Below are 17,016 nucleotides of genomic sequence, written 5' to 3'. Positions count from 1 at the left end.
CACATTGTGTCTGAGCTCAGTCTTGCCTACGGGCGCAGACGGCGGCTGCCAAGCGGTTCGGCAGTGGTTTTGCCACCGCCGGTACCGACGCCACAGCCCGCCGTGCCGGATAGCCGTGTGCCGCGCTGGCTGCCCCTTGGGGGGCTGGTGCTGGCCATGCACGCGGCTGTCTGGCTAGCCTTGCCGGCGGCAACCCCGCTGCCACTGGCTGTGCCGGCACCGCCCAGGCCGCTGGTGATCGAGGTGGTCAAACCACCCGAGCCGCTGCAGCAGAAAGCAATCAAGCCGCCAGCACCACTACCGCAATCCGCCAAGGCTCCGGCTGCGCCACGTGCTCCTGTACCGGCAGCAGCGCTAGCGCCGCGCAGTGTACCTGCGCCGGCTGCAGTGGCCGACAGCCATGCCGAGTTGTCCCCTGTTGTGCCCGTGGACAGCACGCCACGTGCCGAAGTGCCAGTGGCTGCGAAGAGCAGCGAGGCCCCGGCCGAAACCGCTGCCTATGGCCGCGCCGGCTACCGCAACAACCCGCCGCCGCGCTATCCGCCGGTGGCGCTGGAGCAAGGCTGGGAAGGCACGGTGCTGCTGAGGGTGCGCGTGCTGGCGGACGGCCGGCCCGACAGCGTGGAGGTGCAAAGCGGCTCTGGCCGCAAGGTGCTCGACGACGCGGCGGTGCAGACGGTGAAACGCTGGCTGTTCAATCCGGCGCGGCGCGGTGATGCACCGGTCGATGGCTGGGCCAGTGTGCCCATCGTATTCAAGCTGGCCAGCTAGCCGATCGCAACATGATTCAACCATCAAGAGACAACACATGAACGACATCACCGTATGGGTAGTGCCCGGCTCGCTCTGGCTGCTGGGTTTGTTTTCCGTGCTGACCTGGAGCGTGATCCTGCTCAAGGCGTGGCAACACTTCAAGCTGGGCGGCAGCAGCAAGCGCTTTTTGCAGCGCTTCTGGCATGCGGCCGATCTGCCTGCCGCTGCGCAGCAGGACTGGCCGGCCGACGGCCCATTGCCCCGGCTGGCCCGCACCGGTTTTGGCGCGCTGGGCGAGGCCGATGCCCCGCATGATCTGGCGCACAGCTGGGACAGGCAGGATGCGCTGGAGCGCCATTTGCGCCAGCAAATCCACAAGGAGCGGCGCGCGCTGGAGGGCGGTTTGTCGCTGCTGGCCAGCATAGGCAGCACTGCGCCATTCGTGGGCTTGTTCGGCACCGTGTTCGGCATCATGCACGCGCTGAAAGGCATCAGCGCGGCGGGCTCGGCCAGCATAGACGTGGTGGCCGGCCCGATCGGCGAGGCGCTGGTGGCCACCGGCGTGGGCATTGCCGTCGCCGTACCGGCGGTGCTGGCCTACAACTATTTCTTGCGCCGGCTCAAGCTGGTGGGGGCGGATCTGGACGAATTCGCCACCGATTTCGTCAATCTGGCCCAGCGCGCACGCTTTGCGTTGCCGCAGCGGGCGGAGGCGGCCTGATGGCGTTCTCCAGCAATGATCGCGACGAGGTGCTGGCGGAAATCAACATCACCCCGCTGGTGGACGTGATGCTGGTGCTGCTGGTGGCGTTCATCGTGACAGCACCGCTGCTCAACAATGTCGTGCCGGTGCAGCTGCCCAAGACCGTGGCTACTGCCAGACCCGAGCAAAAGCCGCCACTGGTGCTGACCGTCGATGCCCAGGGCCGCTGGTACAAGGAGCGGCAGGAAGTTGCCCCGGCTGCGCTGGCGCAGCTGGTCAAGCCGCTGCTGGCGGCCGACCCGGCGCTGGTGGTGCAGGTGCGTGCCGACGACAGCGTGCGCTATGGCCTGGTCGCAAAGCTGCTGGCCGAGGTCGGCCATGCCGGTGTCAGCCACGTGGCCGTCGTGACCGAACCCTGATTGGTATATGCATATAAAAACCAATTCCAGTCCAATTGTTGCCACGCCCGCTGCTTGCCTGCACCATGCCGGCTACTGCGACAGCCCTGAACGGGCGTGCCAACAGTCATCCAGAGATTGAAGCAATGACCCAGACCGATACCCGCGCCGCGCTGGCCGCTGCGCTGCTCAAATATCTTGGTGGTGCCGCCAACGTGGCTGACCACACCCATTGCATGACACGCTTGCGCGTTACGCTGCATGCGCCGGAGCGTGCCGATCTGGCCGCGCTCAAGGCGCTGCCGGGCGTGCATGGCGTGGTGAGCGCCGAAACGCTGCAAATCATCCTTGGCCCGGGCGTGGTCACGCCGGTGAGCGAGCATTTTGCCCGGCAGCTCAAGGCGGTCAGCCCGACCACGCTGGCCGAGCAAGGCGCCACGCTGCGCCAGAACCACAAACAACGTAACCAGACGCCGTTCAAGCAGTTTTTGCGCCGCATCAGCAGCATCTTCGTGCCGATGATTCCTGCGCTGATCGGTGCCGGTTTCATCAACGCGGTATCGGGCATTGCCAAGAGCGTGCTGGCCGGCCCCTTGGGTGCACAGCTGCCATGGCTGCTGACCCTGGCGTCGGTGACCTCGCTGATCGGCTCGGCCTTCTTTGCCTTTCTGCTGGTGCAGGCCGGCATCAACACCGCGCGCGAGTTCGGCGGTACGCCGGCACTGGGCGGTGCGGTGGCGGGCATCATTTTGCTGCCGGCGCTGAAGGATTTCCCGGCCTTTAGCTTGCCGCTGCTGGGCGAGGTGGCGCTCAAGCCGGGGCAGGGTGGCTTGATGGGGGCGCTGTTTGCGGCAGCCTTGCTGGCCTTTCTGGAGCGGCGTATCAGGGCGCGCATTCCGGCCGCACTCGATACCATCGTCACCCCCACGCTGGCGCTGTTGCTGACCGGGCTGGCGGTGCTCTTCGTCATCATGCCGGTAGCCGGTGTGTTGTCGGTACAGGTGGGCAAGGCCGCCACGGCGCTGCTGCATCATGGTGGCATGCCGGCAGCGTTTGCACTGGCGCTGTCCTTCCTGAGCCTGTTGATGTTCGGCTTGCATCAGGCGTTGATTCCCATTCATGCCGAGCTGATCAGCCAGTACGGCTATACCGCGCTGTTCCCCATTCTGGCCATGGCCGGCTGCGGCCATGCCGGTGCGGCCATTGCGGTATACTTCCGCCTCAAAAGCGAGGAAATCCGCCGGGTGATCCGCACCGCGCTGCCCATCTGCATGATGGGCGTGGGCGAGCCGCTGCTGTATGGCGTGACCCTGCCGCTGGGCCGGCCATTTTTCACTGCGTCGCTGGGTGGCGGCGTGGGTGCGCTGGTGCTGGGCTGGTATGCCAGCCAGGGGCATTTCATCGGTGCCTCGACCATCGGCCCGGCCAATCTGATGCTGATTCCGCTGGTGACCGGGCCACTGGGCATTCCCGCCAGTGTGGCAGGCTATGTGACAGCGGCTGCTGTGGCCTATCTGGCCGGGTTCACGTTTACCTGGTTCTTCGGCCTGAGTCGCGAGCATCTGGAACAATACGGCGCCGCACAGACCGACAAGCCCCAGGCGCCGGGTGACGGATTGCGCCCATCCGGCGTGGCGCAGGCGGCCTGATCCGCGTGACGCAGACTGACAGCACTAACAACAGGAAGGTGTGATGAGTGAGTTTTCCCCTCAGGCGGCCACCGTCAGCAGCCTGTTCGACGAGGCCGATGTGGCCGAGCTGCATGCGCCGCAAACCGCCGGTCGGCAGTCTACCTACCAGCGCCTGGCCAACCGGCTGCGCCAGGCCATCGTCGATGGCCAGCTCGCCGCGGGTGAGTGCTTTCCGCCCGAGCGTGAAATGGCGCAGCAGTTCAAGGTATCGCGAGATACCGTGCGCCGCGCGCTGGAATTGCTGACGCAACAAGGGCTGATCGAGTCACGGCAGGGTGCCGGCACTTTTGTCGCCAGCCGGGTCGAGCAGCCACTGGCCATCATCAGCAGTTTTTCTGATGACATGCGCCAGCGCGGCCATACGCCGGGTTCGTTCTGGATACGCCGCGAACTGGGCTGGCCGACACCGGAAGAGTCGCTGGCGCTCAACTTGCTGCCCGATCAGCCGGTAATGCGGCTGGACCGCGTGCGCACGGCCGATGGCACGCCGATGGCGGTGGAGCGTGCGGTGATCTCGGCTGCGCTGCTGGGCAACAATCTGGATTTCGGCGAGTCGTTGTACGACGCACTGCGCGCCGTCGATGTGCGCCCGGCACGGGCGATGCAGCGGCTGCGTGCGCAGCTGGCCTCGGTAGCCGATGCCGGGCTGCTGGCCATCAACCCGCTGGATGCGGTGCTCAGCATAGAACGGCGCTCGTTCTCCAACGAGGGCCGGCCGATCGAGCTGACCCGCTCGGTGTATCGCGGTGACCGTTACGACTATCTGTCGGTGACGGCGGCAGAGCACATCAATATGTCTTATTGAGCAGGCCGGGCCCGGTGGCCCTGCCTGCAGACAGCGCCGGCCCTTCGGGCCGGCTTTTTGCGTTGCCAGCCGGGGCGGCTGCCCTGGCTGGTGGTGCATCAGCTCGTGGTGCAAGCCTGCGCCGACCCCTGATACGCGCCACGGTTGACGCCAGAGAGCGGAATCGGGTTGCCGTAATAGTCCTGGCTGCCGGGGCTGGCAATGCTCACCCCCGAGCCTGCTGCTGGTGAGCCGGCCTGCAGTTTGTAGCCATTGCCGCTTTGCAGCGCGGGTAGATTGTTGCAGTGATTGAGCAGCGGTACTGTTGTCAGCGCATAGGCATCGGTCGGGATGGCGCTGTAGTTGTAGAAGAGGTTGTGATCCCACAGATAGGTGCTGCTCTTGGCTTGCCCCAGCGTCACTTCGCTGGCGCTGCCGCCGTGGGTAAAGATGTTGTTCAGCAGTGCGATGGTCTGTTTGGCCGGTGCAGCGGACAGGATCAGCGCCTGCTTGGTGCCGCTGGGGACGTAGACCGTGTTGTTGTACACCTTGACGTTGGTGACCGGCCCATCGCAGGTTTTGATGAACTGGTAGCTGTCGTTGTAGCTGATGTTGTAACGCACGATGCCGCCGTCGTGCACCTCGCCGTCCTTGTTGCACAACAGCAGGAAACCGCCCTGGTTATCGTGCGAGAAGTTGTACTCGAACACGGTATCGCGCGTGGCGTGGTCGATGTCGAAGGCCATGCCGTCCATGGTGGTCTGCCCGCCCGATGCCTCGTTGAAGCGGAACACGGTGCGGTCGGCGTTCACCGCCCACATGCCGGCAGCGTATTGCGCCGTTTTGCCGCGGGTATGAAAGCCCTTGAGCACATTGTGTTCGACCAGTGCATCGCTGCTGTTGGTCACCTGGATACCGTCGCTGCCGATATTGCCCAGCTGGTTGTTGCTGATGCGCACATTGGTCCAGCCCGCCCAGCTGCCCGCATTGGGCCATACGCCGAAGGCGTTGCCCAGCTCGGCCCGGCGCCGCCAGTACGACCAGCTGTATATGCCCTGCCGCGCCACATTGTTCAGCGTATTGCCATCGATCAGCACATCGTCGAAGCTGCTGGGCACGCCAGCCGGCGTATTGGCCGGCAGTGCGGCGTTGGATATCGTGCACGGGTCGGTGCCGACCGGAGAGAGTGCCTCGATGACGATGCCACCGCTGGCGCAGGCATACTTGCCCGAGTTCTTTACCGTTTCGTCGTAATAGCCGGCAATGTCGTGAATATTGAGTTGCTGCAGCACGTAGTGGCTGCCGGTGCCATAGTCCTGCAGGGTGACATAGACGCCACGCTGGCCCTGCGCCTGCGCGCCGGCTGGTTGCACGCTGTTGGTGATGGACAGCCGGCGCAGTTCCCACCACGCCAGGTTGTGCAGCCATACGGTGCTATTGGCGCCGTAGCCATCCAGTTCGGGCAGGGCGCCGCTGCCATAGGCATCGACCCGCACCGGGTTGCCGGCTGCGCCAGCGCCCTGCGGCTTGAAGCTGCCCCTGCACAGGCTGCTGCGCTTGAACCACAGGTTGTCACCCGGCAAAAAGTAATGCTGATTGGCCTGCGCCAGCGTATTCCACGGCTCGTTCAGCGTGCCGGTCTGGGCCGATGTGGTGTTGCTGCAATCGACGTAATAATCGCCTGCGGCGGCATGCTGGCTGGCAAGGGCAGCCAGCAAGGTGAGCGGGGCGAGGGTAGCTAGCTGGCGTGGGCGCCAGCGGCAGAGCAGTGTGCGATGCTGCATTTCGGGTCATCTCGTGTAGTGGAAGGACACGAGACGGTGAGGGTGTTCTGGCGCAGCGCACGCCAAGCTGTGCATGCACACGGGTTCATTGTGCGCCCAGTTCCCGCAGTGCGTGGTGGATGGAGCCGGCGCTGCGCATTTCCAGTGCCTCGGCATCGCTGCGGCCGAGCCCGCCCAGCAGCATCAGGATGGCGATCTTGGGCCGGTTGCCGGCCGCTTCCAGCGCCTGCTGTGCCACCTCGGGGGTTACTTCGGCTGCCTGTTCGACAATGCGGCGCGCGCGGTTGGCCAGCTTGTGGTTGTTGACCTGCACATCCACCATCAAATTGCGGTAGACCTTGCCCAGCGCGGTCATCGCCACCGTCGAGAGCATATTGCAGATCATTTTCTGTGCTGTGCCGGCTTTCAGCCGCGTCGAGCCAGCCAGCACCTCGGGGCCGACATCGACTTCGACCACCACATCGGCCTGCTGGCCAATCTGGCTGCCGGTATTGCAGGCGATGGCTACGGTGCGGCTGCCCACCTGTCGGGCATAGGCCAGCGCGCCCAGCACGTAGGGCGTGCGTCCGCTGGCCGACAACCCCACTACGATATCCCCAGCCTGCAGCGTCAGCTCGCGCAGTGCGGCTTCGCCTTGCTCGGCGTCGTCCTCTGCCGCATCGGCAAAGCCGGAAAAGCCACCGGCAATCAGGCCGATCACTTGTGTGGGCGGGGTATTGAAGGTGGGCTGGCATTCCAGCGCATCCAGAAAGCCGGTACGCCCGCTATTGCCAGCGCCAACATAAATCAGCCTGCCACCCGCACGCAGCGCCGCCACCACTGCCCGCGTCGCTTGCGCAATCTCGGGCAAGGCCCGCGCCACCAGCGGGGCGACAAAGGCATCTTCGCGGTTCATCAGCGCCAATGCTTCGTCGATGCCTAGTTGATCCAGATGGCGTGCAAAGCCGTTGGATTGCTCGGTGGTCAGGTGCTCCAGATGCATGTCGGGCATTCCATTGTTGTGTATGCCCGCAATTTAACAGGTTGTTTATTGGTATGTAAATGGTTTGATTTTTGAGGCAGGCGCTGGAATGAAAAAGAGCTGGGCCGAACTGCGGTCAGGGGGCAGGTCATGCTATCCATCGCGAAAATTTCCTTGAATCGTAGCCAGAGCGGAGTTGCTTTACGCATAGCTTTTTTTGATTTCCAGCCTTCATAGACCGGGTGATTTCCCGTCTTCCGATCAATTGCCGCAGGCGTGCGGGTACGCGAAGGCGTAGATGCAGTGTGCTGCCGCGCTTGATGAGGTAGGAAGGTGTCATGGCCCGTTTCCGAGCTACCAGTGCTGCTTGTGTAGCAAAACGGTTGTACCGTGACCGGAAAAGAAAAAACCCCTTGAAGATCAAGGGGTTTTTGGGACGGCGGGAGTCGAAAAAACTTCTGTATCCGTTGCTATCTCTAGGTTTTCCGGTTTCTTCCTTTTTTAGATACCCCTAAACGTACCCCTAAGCTGAATTGCTACGCCAAAGCCCGTCGTTGTGTTGCGTTTAAGACGCATATGGTGAACGACCTAAGCCATAGCTAGGCCACATCATAGGAGTGGGCTTGGGTATCTCGTCATCGAAAGAGTGCTCGGTTGAATGAGTGCATGGTTCAAGCCGCCTCCCCAGAAAGCATGGTGTTGGGGCGTCGATCCATGCCTCATGCTTCCGGTTCTGCAACTTTCTCGAACAGATCGCCGACATTGCACCCAAACAGCTCGCAGAGCTTATCCAGCGTTTCCATGTCTACGCGGGCTGCAGTCTCGTCATACAAAAGCGTAATCGTGTTGCGATGCAGGCCGGTAAGCCTCGCAACATCCGCCACACGTAGCTTCCGCTCGCCCATGAACTTGGACAAATGGCATTTGATCATTGCTATTCCAAGATTAAAAAATTCATCCAAGATGAAAATTGTGCTTGTTAAATGAGATTTTCCACAATAAAATGTCGTTTAAGATGACAAAAAGCCCTTGCGGGGGACTTTTGTTCGCTTTGAATGTCATCATTTTAGCTGGAGAAACTCCATGGCTCATACCCTGCCAGGCCGTCCAGACGTAAAACCGCCTTGCTCGTGCCGCGCGTGCAGTGTTGTTGCTGGAGTGTGCTTGGTGCTTGGCAAGGTGAAGCGCATTCGCTTGCCAGCATCCGGCCAACGCCAGGCACAGGGGGAATGAGCCATGCATAACGCAATGCCTACCCGCACCATTCGCCTCTCCCGCAAACCGAACGGGGATGAGGACTTCGTACCCACTCCGGTATCGCAGGAGGAGGGCGAACCCGATGTCGATATGGCTCCTGCCCCCGACTTTGAGGATGACTTGCACCATGGCGAAAGTGACCGGGAATTCAGTCGCCCCCGCCATGGCCTCGCACTGGAAAGCCTGCTGCAAATGCGTGCCCGCATGCGCGAGCGCAAGGTCATTTTGTCTCCCTTGGTCGTGCACTGGAGCCCGGCAGCAGGGGATGCCTACGTGCGGGACCAACTGCTGCAATGCGTGGCCCGTGCAAAGCTGCACGGCGTGGTGATGCGCGGCGATGGCAGTGATGCGGCATGGCCGGTCGAGGTGAATGCCGGCCCGCCCTGGGTGCTGCTCTTCACCCATCCCAAACGCGAGGTCCTTGCCCAGCGCTGGGCCTCAGTCCAGACCGATGATCAGGTCTGGATCGTTTGTGGCGATGCTGCAGAGACTGCGTGGTTGCCAGACAACCAATACATCAGCATCGCCCCGGTTGATCAGGCGCTTACCCGGCTTGAAGCGGAATGGCAGGCACTCTGGCCATATAAGCAGCAGATCCGCCCGCTGCCGCAGTCCTTGATCAAGCACCTGCTGGCCATGCCGGCACCTGCCCGCCAAACCGCCTTGCTCTCCACGTTCGATTATCTGCAACGCACCAAGCGTTGGCTGGAACACGATCAGCTCTGGTCCGATCCGGTGCTGACCATGGTGATGAATGGCCAGGCGGCAGGTAGGGTCCCTGTCATGCCATTGCAAGGCGCCATGGAGTTGTTTGCACGCCTGGCCAACAGTGCGCTGGACAACGAAGGCTATACCGCCCGGGTGTGCTGGGCCGAGCGCCTGGTCCGGCTGGAGGCGATCGACTTCAATTTACCCGTGCTGCATGTGCATTTCCGCTGGGTTGATCGCGAACAGCGTGGCGAGGCCGTCGGGGATGACTTGTGCGATCCCGAAGCCACGTTACAGCTGGACGTGCGCAGCGACGCCTGCTGGCCAAGCGAGCAGCTGCCGGAATTTGCCACCCTGATGAACCGCTGGCACTACAGCAGCAGCCTCGGTAGCCATGTCGTGCTGCGCAATGGCAGGGAACTGACCCTGATGTCGCGCTATACCTTGGCTGGACAGCATCATTGGCACTACCACGAGCTGGCACAACGACTACGCGCCGTCATGTTGCATGCCTATGCACATATCGGCCTCACCAAAACTGCAGGAGGTTGGCATGGCGCATAACCCCCGCTTTGTCGTCCCATACGCCACCTGTCCGGATGATTTGCAGCGCGCACACGTCGATGCGCTGTTTCAGGCACTGCCCGTTAGCGAGATGCCAAGCATTCCCCGCACCGGACAGCGGCCGACAGGCTTTGGTGCGCCGGCCGACCAGGCCGCCAACCCGGCTCAACAACCCAGCGATGCACCCGCTGAAACCACAAGCAATCTGGTGACCTTGGCAAATCGCCAGGCATTGGAACAGCGCTTTGAGGACGAGAGCTCTATTGAACGGCGCAAGCAGCGGGAAGGGCTGATGCAGCTCGCGGATCCCAAACCACTGGTCCTGGCTACGGCGCAGCACTTCGAGGCCGTGCAGCAGGCATTCGGCAATCTGCCCCACCTTCAATCAGTGGTACAGCACCTGCTGGAACAGCTCAAGCTGCAAGTCGTGCTGGAGCGCCCCTTAAAACTCGGCCCCTTGTTGCTGGGTGGTGAACCGGGCAACGGCAAATCCTGGTTGATGCATCAACTTGCTGCTTGCCTGGAACTACCCAAACTGGAATTCCAGCTTGCTGGCACCGCCGACACCCTGCAACTGGCAGGCTCATCACGCAACTGGAGCAATGCGGCCCCGGGCCGGCTGGTGCAATTCCTTGCGCATTGCCCGGTCGCCAATCCGCTCATCCTGTTCGAGGAAGTCGACAAATCAGGTGCCTCATCACACGGGGTGCCCAACGACATCTTGCTCATGTTGCTCGAACCAGAAAACGCCCGAACTTTCGAAGACAAATACCTCGGCGTGCCGGTCGACGTCAGCCATTGCTCGTACGTCCTGACCGCGAACAACGTCAACCTGCTCAGCGCACCGCTGCTATCGAGATGTCAGTTGAGCTCTGTGCGCCCGCCGCACACCGAAGCGGCTTGGCGTGACATGGTGCGCATGCTGTACACGCAGATGCTCAACCAGGAAGGGCTGACTACGCTGTTCATGAGCGAGCTGCCGGATGAAACCGAAACAGCCCTGATCGACCGCTGTGTCAGCCTGAGAGCGCTGCGGCGGCGGCTGGCGCAGGGGATTGCTGCAGCGATTGCGCAATACGCTGACCCGCAGCAGTTGAAGGAGCAGGGCGGAGCGCTACTACCGTTGGTTCAGGCTGAGATGCTGCCTCGGCGCGGGGTGGGGTTTTTGGGGTGACCAATGTTGCTGTTTGGTTGGCTCACGGGCAGAGATGCCATGTTGGGCTGCTTGTCGGGCATAGCTGCCGTTGGCGGGTTCAGGTAGAAGCGTGTGCTTGTAGAAGTGAAACCGAGCTACGAGGCGGAGCGATATGCACAGTCCGGTTTCACTGCGGTGAAGTTTGCTTTCGGACAGACACTAAGAAGCTCCGTCCGCTTCTGGCCGGAAGCAGGCATGCTTGCACGAGCTACCAAATGGCAGCTTTGGCCGAGAAGCTGCCCTCGACTGCCAATTTCGACCAGCCAATAGGCGTTCCTGCAACTCCCTCTTGCTACTCAACCCTGGCAAGTGGCTGCAAGTCTAGCCGTGTTGTGCCTGCTCAGCCTCAGCCAGCCCTACCAGCTCACTGGGCCGGACACCCAGCACTTTCGCCAGCTTGAAAATCACCTTGATGCTCGCGCTGTTGCGCCCAAGCTCCAGCAACGAGATGTAGTTCCGCTCCACATCCGCTTCCAACGCCAGCTTTTCCTGCGACAACTTCCGCTGCTTGCGCAGCTTCCTTAGCGCGATCCCGAATGCTTCTTCTGCTTCCAACGGCTTCTCCTGTCTGGAGAAGCAGGTTCGGTGCTGGCGTTGTGTACGTCTTCATAATATATTGGGCAAAATGAGCTGTTGAGCAGGTGAGGTCACCTCGGCAGCGGATCACAGGAGCATCTTGTTCAATGAGTACCGTTACATCCCCCAACCCGGTTCAGTTCTCCCGGCCCAAACCCTCCATCCTCATGCGCCTGCTCGGCCTGGGCTTCCTCGGCCTGCTGTTGTTCTGGGTTGCTAACCTGGTCTTGCCCTACGGCTGGATCGAGCGCTTGCAGGCGCTGGCCGGCGGCCCGCCCACTTTGCCGTCGTGTTCATCGGCCATCACGGAAGGGGAGATGGTGGCGCAGTTCGGTTCGCTGGTGCGCTTCGTGAATAACGCGGTGCCGTTTGCCGGGGTGTCCTTGCGCCGCAGCCGCGAGATTGCGGTCGATCCGGCACATACGGTACGGCGTTGCGAAGGAGAGGTGAGCAGCATCCTCGGCAGTGGGCAGGTGCTTTACGACGTGCAGTGGTATGACCCGCACAACCCGTCCTTGAGCCAGATCCGCGTCACCATCTTTGACGGCAGCTTGCCGTCGATCTTCAAGAACCTGCATTGAGATCGAAGTCATGACCACTACCCAAGAGAAATCCATTTTTGTCGTCATTGATGGTGCGCAAGATGGCCCGTTCACGCTGCAGGCGATTCAGGAACTGCTGCGGCAAGGCCACATCAATCAGCAGACGCCCTACTGGCAAGCCGGCATGGCGCAGTGGGACCAGCTCGGCAAACTGCTACCCAACGACGTCCCACCACCGTTGCAGCCACCAGCGCCACCAGTCATCTCGCCGCCGCCGTTGGCCCCGGCTGTTGCAGCACCTGTTGCTGTTCCAGCCCCAGCTGCGGCCACCTTCATCAACCCCGATGCCGCACCGGCAATTGCCCCTGCAGTACCACAAACCCTGCAGCTGGCGCCCATCACCAGCCGCCTGCTGGGCGGCCTGCTCGACGGCATCATCCTCGCCATCCCCTTTGGCATCGGCGAGGTGGTCGTGCCCCTGGTCGGTGGCCTGATCATCGTGGTGCTGTACAGCGCACTGCTGATGGCCTCACCCAACCAGGCCACCCTTGGTCAAAAAGTCCTTGGCCTCAAAGTGGTGGATCTGCAGGGACAGCGCATCGGTAACGACAAAGCCTTCCTGCGCGCCGTGATGTCGGTGCCCTCGGCACTGCTGCTCTGGTTTGGTTATTTCTGGGCGCTGTTCAACCCCAAACAACAAACACTGCACGACATGGTCGCCGGCACCTGCGTGATCCGCGACCCGGCGCGAGCCTGAAACACCGATTCAGCGCAATCCAGCTCAATCCATTTCCTCACTCCATAAGGAAGCCCCATGCCCACCCGCGCTCTGATGTTGTTGTCGCTCCTCGTCGCCGGCACCGCCCTTGCCGATGCCGACATCACCCAGCTCAAGATCGGTGACCATGTCACCGGCCCGGTGCACGCCGGCCGCAACCTGATCCCGCTACCGGCCGGCGACTGGCAAGTCGTCGCCCAGAGCCAGGATGACATCACCCTCAGCAACAACGGCAGCAAACGCAAAACCGACGAAATGCGTGCCGTCCTCCTGATCAAGACCGATGGCAAACGCCTGCTGGCCACGGCCAACCTGTGGGGCAACCTTGGCCAGTCCAGCAACGAAATCAAATGGTCCTCCACCACCTGCATCAAGCCGGACAAGCCCATCCTGTATTTCGAGAACTACGGCGCCAGCGGCGGCAGCAACTTCTTCCATTGCGCCAAGCTGAATCACTGGACCGGCTTCCTCAAGGGTGACAGCGCCTATTACGAACAAGCACGGAAGAACATCAAGGCACTGGGTCTGAGCCTGCCCACCACCACGCTGAACCCAAGCTATGAAGACTTCTACCGCGGTGGCATCGTCAAGGCCTACTACAACATCAACCCGGAAGCACTGGGCTTTGCCCCGGATGCAACCGCCGAATGGAAGGACAGCAGCTGGCATCTCGACAATCTGGATGCCAAACACCGTGCACTGACCGACAAGCTCACCAACTGGACCATCCAGATGTCGGCCGCCATGCTTGCCGCCCGCACTGAGGGCACGCTGCAGACCGTGCCGGATCTGCCTTGAGGCGGGGAGGGCCATACATGACGCACCTCGCCACGCACTTCACCAGACTCATCCCCGGCGGACTGCTGGTCTTGTCACTCGGTCCGGCCCTGGCCGGGCCGGCCAGCGACACGGCCAGTGCGCCCGACACCGCAAGCAACAACAGTATTCCGCTGCCGATCCGCACCGGTCAGCAAGACACCCTGGACGGTTACCGCAATATCTATCTGCCGGCGCCAACCGGCCTGCATCGGCACAAAGCCTTCGTGCTGTCGGTGGATTTTGCCGCGGGCTATGCCGTCGGCGCCGAGACTCGCCAGGCCGCCATCGCCCGTGCCAAAGACCAGTGCGAGCGCGAACGTGGCGCCTGGGCACGACCGTGCGAACTCATCGACATTGATGGTGAGCCACAAGCGCTGCAACTACCGCCTCACGAAACGATCCAGCTCACGGTCCAGAAACCCCAACATGCGATCGACCTGTTCGGCAACAACAAAGCTGCCCTGGGTTCCTTCCTCTACCGCTACAGCCATCATGCCAACCACCGCCTGTTCATGCGTGCACCGGGCGGCGCCTGGCAAAACTGGTACGACATCCGCGATGCCCAACGCCTGAACGACGTTGCGGCCCAATGGTGCCGCAGCCAGACCGGCAAACCGGACGGCTGTGAAGTGCTCGATATCAACGGCCAGGGACTGGACGCTATCGGCGCACCGGAACAACCCTATTTCGAGCTCAAGGACATGACACGGATTGAAACCATCACCGAGCACTGGGGCGCAGCGGTATCGCAATTCACCCATGGCTACCGCTACGCCGGCGGACACAAGGCCTTTGCCTACAAATATGGCCAGGGTGCGTACTACTGGGATGCCGGCTTTGCCAGTCGCAAGGAAGCCGAAGACCAGGTCTTGACGCAATGCCGTCGTCAATACGCCGGTTCGAAAGGCACCTGCCATTTGATCAATGTGGATGGGGAGTGGGTGGATTAGGATAGATGCAGCCATTGATTGCCGGATTCCAATCTGGATACCAGCCACCGACAATTCCGGCAGAATCCGTTATCCTGAATTCATTCCCGCCCGGCATGAAGCGAGCCCATATCTGAATAACAGGAAACGACCATGGCTGATTTGTCCCAATACACCTTGCCTGAGCTGTATGCACTGCAAAAGGAAGTCACTGCACAGATCGCACGTAAGCAGGTTACTGACAAGCACGACACGCTGCTTGCGCTGCGCCAGCTGGCCCAGGATCGCGGCTTTGATCTGCATGAATTGCTTGGCGCCGCGCCGGCAGGCAAGGGCAACAAGCCCAAAACTGCCGGGGCTGCGCAATACAAGAACCCGGCAGATGCCAGCCAGACCTGGACGGGCCGCGGCCGTAAACCGCAATGGGTCATTGATTTCCTTGCCAATGGTGGCGAGCTGGATACGCTCAAGATTTAATTTGCATTGAGCGTGTGACCAGAGCGGCCCGGCGAGTATCCGGGTTTGCTCAGATCGGCCTGTCTCTTCCTGCGCTGTGGCATCACGATGCCAGCATCGGCGCAACCCCATGTTGGGATTGGTGCTGATGCCTGCTGACCTGGATATCTCAACGAAAACAGCAGGAAGAGAACCGCATGAGCGACATCAAGATCACCGACGAGCTGCAGGTGCTGCTGGATGCATGTGCCGGCCTTCGTCGTGACATGAACGCGGCCATCGTGGTGCACGGGCGGGCCGGCACCGGCAAAACCACCGCTTTGCTGCTCTGCCAGCAGCAGCTGGCCGGGCAGGGGCTCAAGGTGCTGCCGATGGCGTTCTCCCGGCGCGGTGTGCAACGCTTCAACGACAAGCAGCAGGCCATGTTTGGCCCGAACGCGAGCTTGCCGGAATGCGTCAGCATCGAATCGTTCGTGCTGACCTGCCTCAAGGATCACTCCCTCCTTAAACGGTGGGAGGGCGGCAAGATCAATGCCCGGCTGGACGATCCCGAAGCGGCCAAGGCCACCATGCGTCTGGCCGTGACCGCACTGAACGAACGCTATGCCGCAACCGACGAACATGAATTGCTGCCGGCGCGGGATGATGATCTGCGTTTCTATCTTGAATTGATCAGCAATCTGAAGATCAGCCTGACCTTCGAAGACGCCCCGTTCAAATGGCTGGACATCAACGGCGAACTCTCGGACGAAGACGAAGCCGATATCCACGATGCGCTGCGTGGATTGCATTTGCCAGCCTACGCCTTCTCTCTATTCTGCCGCTATGAAAACTGCCGCCGTGATGCTACCTATCTCGGCCGGGGCGATGCCGCTTATGACCTGGCTCGTGAGCCAGATGCGATAGGCCGCTGGTGCCGGGAAAGCAAAGTCGATGTCGTGCTGGTGGATGAATTCCACGACACCAAGGCCGCGCATTTCCAGATCATCAAAGCGATGATTGATTACGGCGTATCGGTCATCGCCATGGGCGACCCGGCACAGGATATCTTCGAGTTCCGTGGCATTGGCCCTTTCAACGCCGTGACGCGGCTTTCCAGTCAAACCGAAAACGTATTGAGCCTGACGCGCAGTTATCGCTATGGCAGGGAAATCGCCCGTTTGGTCGAGACGCAACTGGCGCTGGCGGAAGAACAGGACACCGGACTGCGGGCAGCTACGCACAAGAGCGCGTATATCCCGCTTGCGCTGCCGTATTCCTTGCCCTTGCTATGCCGCGAGTTGTTGGCGCGGGCCGAGCAAGAAGACCTCAATGACGGGGAACAGCCGATTGCCATACTGACCCCAGCGGCCGAACAAGCCATCCCCGTCATGCGTGGGCTGCTGCTGGCGGGTATCCCGGTGCAAGCGGGCCCCGGCATGCCCCGCTGTGACCTGGTCGATGTGATGCAGATCATGCGCATCATCGCCCGGCTTGCCGGCTGGGCAAGCACGCCGCTCAGCATTGGCGATGCGCTGGCGCTGGGGGTATTCATCCAGCAGCCAGGGCTGAAACTCAGCACCATGGAATTGCGGCAACTCGAAGACATGTTGATTGACCAGCACGGCACGCAACGCGGGCAAAGCCATGAACTGACCTATCGGCTGGACGCTGTCTCCGATGTGCTGGCCTTGCTGCGCAAGAAGCTCGGCATCAGCACCGATTTGCCTCTCTCCATGACTGCGCTGGATACGACACTACAGCGACTAGCAGTGTTGAAATACCTGCAAGACCGCGCCGTGACCCAGGCATCCAGGCAGGGGGCCGACTTCTTGCTCATGGATGCCACGCACCGCCTGAGCGAACTGGGCGGCGACGGATTCGTGGCGGAACTGGATCTGCTGCGCGAGCGCAGCATGTTGGGGCGTGGCGTCCAGAAAATCCTGGTGTCCTCGGTGCTGCAGGCCAAGGGCATGGAGTGGCGGGTGGTCATCATGCCACCGCTGGCCTGGAGTACGAATCGCAACCAGACCTTGCTGGAGCGCCGGGAGCGGTATGTGGCGTGCTCCCGGGCGCGTGTCAGGATTTATTGCTAGAAGGCGAGTGTGTAAGAAGGTCACTGGGTGCGAAGCGATCAGC

General features: G+C 61.7%; 18 protein-coding genes. 13 read left to right on the top strand and 5 right to left on the bottom strand.

The features are described 5' to 3' along the window. Window positions 1-117 precede the first annotated feature (117 nt). The 5 genes from B9A19_RS14885 (at window position 118) to B9A19_RS23340 (ending at window position 4,350) form a co-directional block, all read left to right on the top strand. Window positions 118-771, top strand: coding sequence for an energy transducer TonB (locus B9A19_RS14885; RefSeq protein WP_139798875.1), 654 nt, complete (start codon window positions 118-120; stop codon window positions 769-771). Window positions 772-808: 37 nt separating this feature from the next. Then, window positions 809-1,474, top strand: a complete 666-nt coding sequence (locus tag B9A19_RS23345; protein WP_084091601.1) for a MotA/TolQ/ExbB proton channel family protein — start codon at window positions 809-811, stop codon at window positions 1,472-1,474. Further along, entirely contained in the window at window positions 1,474-1,875 is a 402-nt protein-coding gene (locus tag B9A19_RS14875) for an ExbD/TolR family protein (RefSeq protein WP_084091599.1), read from the top strand. Before B9A19_RS23345 ends, B9A19_RS14875 begins: the two co-directional genes overlap by 1 nt. 125 nt (window positions 1,876-2,000) lie before the next feature. After that, window positions 2,001-3,503 (top strand): PTS transporter subunit EIIC, encoded by a 1,503-nt coding sequence (locus B9A19_RS14870; RefSeq protein WP_084091598.1) that lies wholly within the window; start codon window positions 2,001-2,003, stop codon window positions 3,501-3,503. 43 nt (window positions 3,504-3,546) lie between these two features. Next, complete coding sequence (locus tag B9A19_RS23340; protein ID WP_084091597.1) at window positions 3,547-4,350, top strand: GntR family transcriptional regulator; 804 nt, start codon at window positions 3,547-3,549, stop codon at window positions 4,348-4,350. Between the two features lie 98 nt (window positions 4,351-4,448). Here the strand turns inward: B9A19_RS23340 and B9A19_RS14860 are convergent, their stop codons facing one another. The 4 genes from B9A19_RS14860 to B9A19_RS14850 form a co-directional block, all read right to left on the bottom strand. Beyond that, a complete protein-coding gene (locus B9A19_RS14860; RefSeq protein WP_084091596.1) occupies window positions 4,449-6,113 on the bottom strand; it encodes a right-handed parallel beta-helix repeat-containing protein in 1,665 nt (554 codons plus the stop codon). 85 nt (window positions 6,114-6,198) lie between these two features. Continuing rightward, window positions 6,199-7,095 (bottom strand): N-acetylmuramic acid 6-phosphate etherase, encoded by an 897-nt coding sequence (gene murQ / locus B9A19_RS14855; protein WP_084091595.1) that lies wholly within the window; start codon window positions 7,093-7,095, stop codon window positions 6,199-6,201. A gap of 127 nt (window positions 7,096-7,222) precedes the next feature. Then, entirely contained in the window at window positions 7,223-7,414 is a 192-nt protein-coding gene (locus B9A19_RS23465; protein WP_373278023.1) for a DUF6538 domain-containing protein, read from the bottom strand. Between the two features lie 379 nt (window positions 7,415-7,793). Further along, complete coding sequence (locus tag B9A19_RS14850) at window positions 7,794-8,036, bottom strand: helix-turn-helix domain-containing protein (RefSeq protein WP_217807079.1); 243 nt, start codon at window positions 8,034-8,036, stop codon at window positions 7,794-7,796. A gap of 286 nt (window positions 8,037-8,322) precedes the next feature. On the opposite strand from B9A19_RS14850, the gene B9A19_RS14840 reads away from it, so the two are divergent. Next, a complete protein-coding gene (locus B9A19_RS14840; RefSeq protein ID WP_139798874.1) occupies window positions 8,323-9,603 on the top strand; it encodes a hypothetical protein in 1,281 nt (426 codons plus the stop codon). 214 nt (window positions 9,604-9,817) lie between these two features. Then, a complete protein-coding gene (locus B9A19_RS14835; RefSeq protein ID WP_176216956.1) occupies window positions 9,818-10,777 on the top strand; it encodes an AAA family ATPase in 960 nt (319 codons plus the stop codon). Window positions 10,778-11,119: 342 nt separating this feature from the next. Here B9A19_RS14835 and B9A19_RS14830 read toward each other — a convergent pair whose 3' ends face one another. Next, window positions 11,120-11,353: a helix-turn-helix domain-containing protein gene (locus tag B9A19_RS14830; protein WP_084091590.1), complete on the bottom strand. Its 234-nt coding sequence runs from the start codon at window positions 11,351-11,353 to the stop codon at window positions 11,120-11,122. Between the two features lie 128 nt (window positions 11,354-11,481). Between B9A19_RS14830 and B9A19_RS14825 the strand changes: the two genes are divergently transcribed. The 6 genes from B9A19_RS14825 (at window position 11,482) to B9A19_RS14800 (ending at window position 16,973) form a co-directional block, all read left to right on the top strand. Beyond that, entirely contained in the window at window positions 11,482-11,955 is a 474-nt protein-coding gene (locus B9A19_RS14825) for a hypothetical protein (RefSeq protein ID WP_139798873.1), read from the top strand. Between the two features lie 10 nt (window positions 11,956-11,965). Then, window positions 11,966-12,673: an RDD family protein gene (locus B9A19_RS14820; protein WP_084091588.1), complete on the top strand. Its 708-nt coding sequence runs from the start codon at window positions 11,966-11,968 to the stop codon at window positions 12,671-12,673. A 57-nt stretch (window positions 12,674-12,730) separates the two neighbouring features. Then, window positions 12,731-13,492: a hypothetical protein gene (locus B9A19_RS14815; RefSeq protein WP_139798872.1), complete on the top strand. Its 762-nt coding sequence runs from the start codon at window positions 12,731-12,733 to the stop codon at window positions 13,490-13,492. Window positions 13,493-13,509: 17 nt separating this feature from the next. Beyond that, on the top strand, window positions 13,510-14,463 hold the full coding sequence (locus B9A19_RS14810; RefSeq protein ID WP_084091586.1) for a hypothetical protein: 954 nt from the start codon (window positions 13,510-13,512) through the stop codon (window positions 14,461-14,463). Between the two features lie 132 nt (window positions 14,464-14,595). Continuing rightward, window positions 14,596-14,919, top strand: coding sequence for an H-NS histone family protein (locus B9A19_RS14805; RefSeq protein WP_084091585.1), 324 nt, complete (start codon window positions 14,596-14,598; stop codon window positions 14,917-14,919). A gap of 176 nt (window positions 14,920-15,095) precedes the next feature. Beyond that, window positions 15,096-16,973, top strand: coding sequence for a UvrD-helicase domain-containing protein (locus B9A19_RS14800; RefSeq protein ID WP_084091584.1), 1,878 nt, complete (start codon window positions 15,096-15,098; stop codon window positions 16,971-16,973). Window positions 16,974-17,016: the final 43 nt, after the last annotated feature.

The organism is Andreprevotia lacus DSM 23236 (assembly GCF_900176275.1).
GTDB lineage: Bacteria > Pseudomonadota > Gammaproteobacteria > Burkholderiales > Chitinibacteraceae > Andreprevotia > Andreprevotia lacus.
Note: the sequence above shows the minus strand (reverse complement) of the source record. Positions and strands in the feature narration are given on the sequence as shown.

What these genes read in the sequence shown, in the direction of transcription:
- B9A19_RS23345 (WP_084091601.1), top strand. Translation starts at nt 809, where the DNA reads ATGAACGACATCACCGTATGGGTAGTGCCCGGCTCGCTCTGGCTGCTG.
- B9A19_RS14875 (WP_084091599.1), top strand. Translation starts at nt 1,474, where the DNA reads ATGGCGTTCTCCAGCAATGATCGCGACGAGGTGCTGGCGGAAATCAAC.
- B9A19_RS14870 (WP_084091598.1), top strand. Translation starts at nt 2,001, where the DNA reads ATGACCCAGACCGATACCCGCGCCGCGCTGGCCGCTGCGCTGCTCAAA.
- B9A19_RS23340 (WP_084091597.1), top strand. Translation starts at nt 3,547, where the DNA reads ATGAGTGAGTTTTCCCCTCAGGCGGCCACCGTCAGCAGCCTGTTCGAC.
- B9A19_RS14860 (WP_084091596.1), bottom strand. Translation starts at nt 6,113, where the DNA reads ATGCAGCATCGCACACTGCTCTGCCGCTGGCGCCCACGCCAGCTAGCT.
- murQ (WP_084091595.1), bottom strand. Translation starts at nt 7,095, where the DNA reads ATGCATCTGGAGCACCTGACCACCGAGCAATCCAACGGCTTTGCACGC.
- B9A19_RS23465 (WP_373278023.1), bottom strand. Translation starts at nt 7,414, where the DNA reads ATGACACCTTCCTACCTCATCAAGCGCGGCAGCACACTGCATCTACGC.
- B9A19_RS14840 (WP_139798874.1), top strand. Translation starts at nt 8,323, where the DNA reads ATGCCTACCCGCACCATTCGCCTCTCCCGCAAACCGAACGGGGATGAG.
- B9A19_RS14825 (WP_139798873.1), top strand. Translation starts at nt 11,482, where the DNA reads ATGAGTACCGTTACATCCCCCAACCCGGTTCAGTTCTCCCGGCCCAAA.
- B9A19_RS14820 (WP_084091588.1), top strand. Translation starts at nt 11,966, where the DNA reads ATGACCACTACCCAAGAGAAATCCATTTTTGTCGTCATTGATGGTGCG.
- B9A19_RS14815 (WP_139798872.1), top strand. Translation starts at nt 12,731, where the DNA reads ATGCCCACCCGCGCTCTGATGTTGTTGTCGCTCCTCGTCGCCGGCACC.
- B9A19_RS14810 (WP_084091586.1), top strand. Translation starts at nt 13,510, where the DNA reads ATGACGCACCTCGCCACGCACTTCACCAGACTCATCCCCGGCGGACTG.
- B9A19_RS14805 (WP_084091585.1), top strand. Translation starts at nt 14,596, where the DNA reads ATGGCTGATTTGTCCCAATACACCTTGCCTGAGCTGTATGCACTGCAA.
- B9A19_RS14800 (WP_084091584.1), top strand. Translation starts at nt 15,096, where the DNA reads ATGAGCGACATCAAGATCACCGACGAGCTGCAGGTGCTGCTGGATGCA.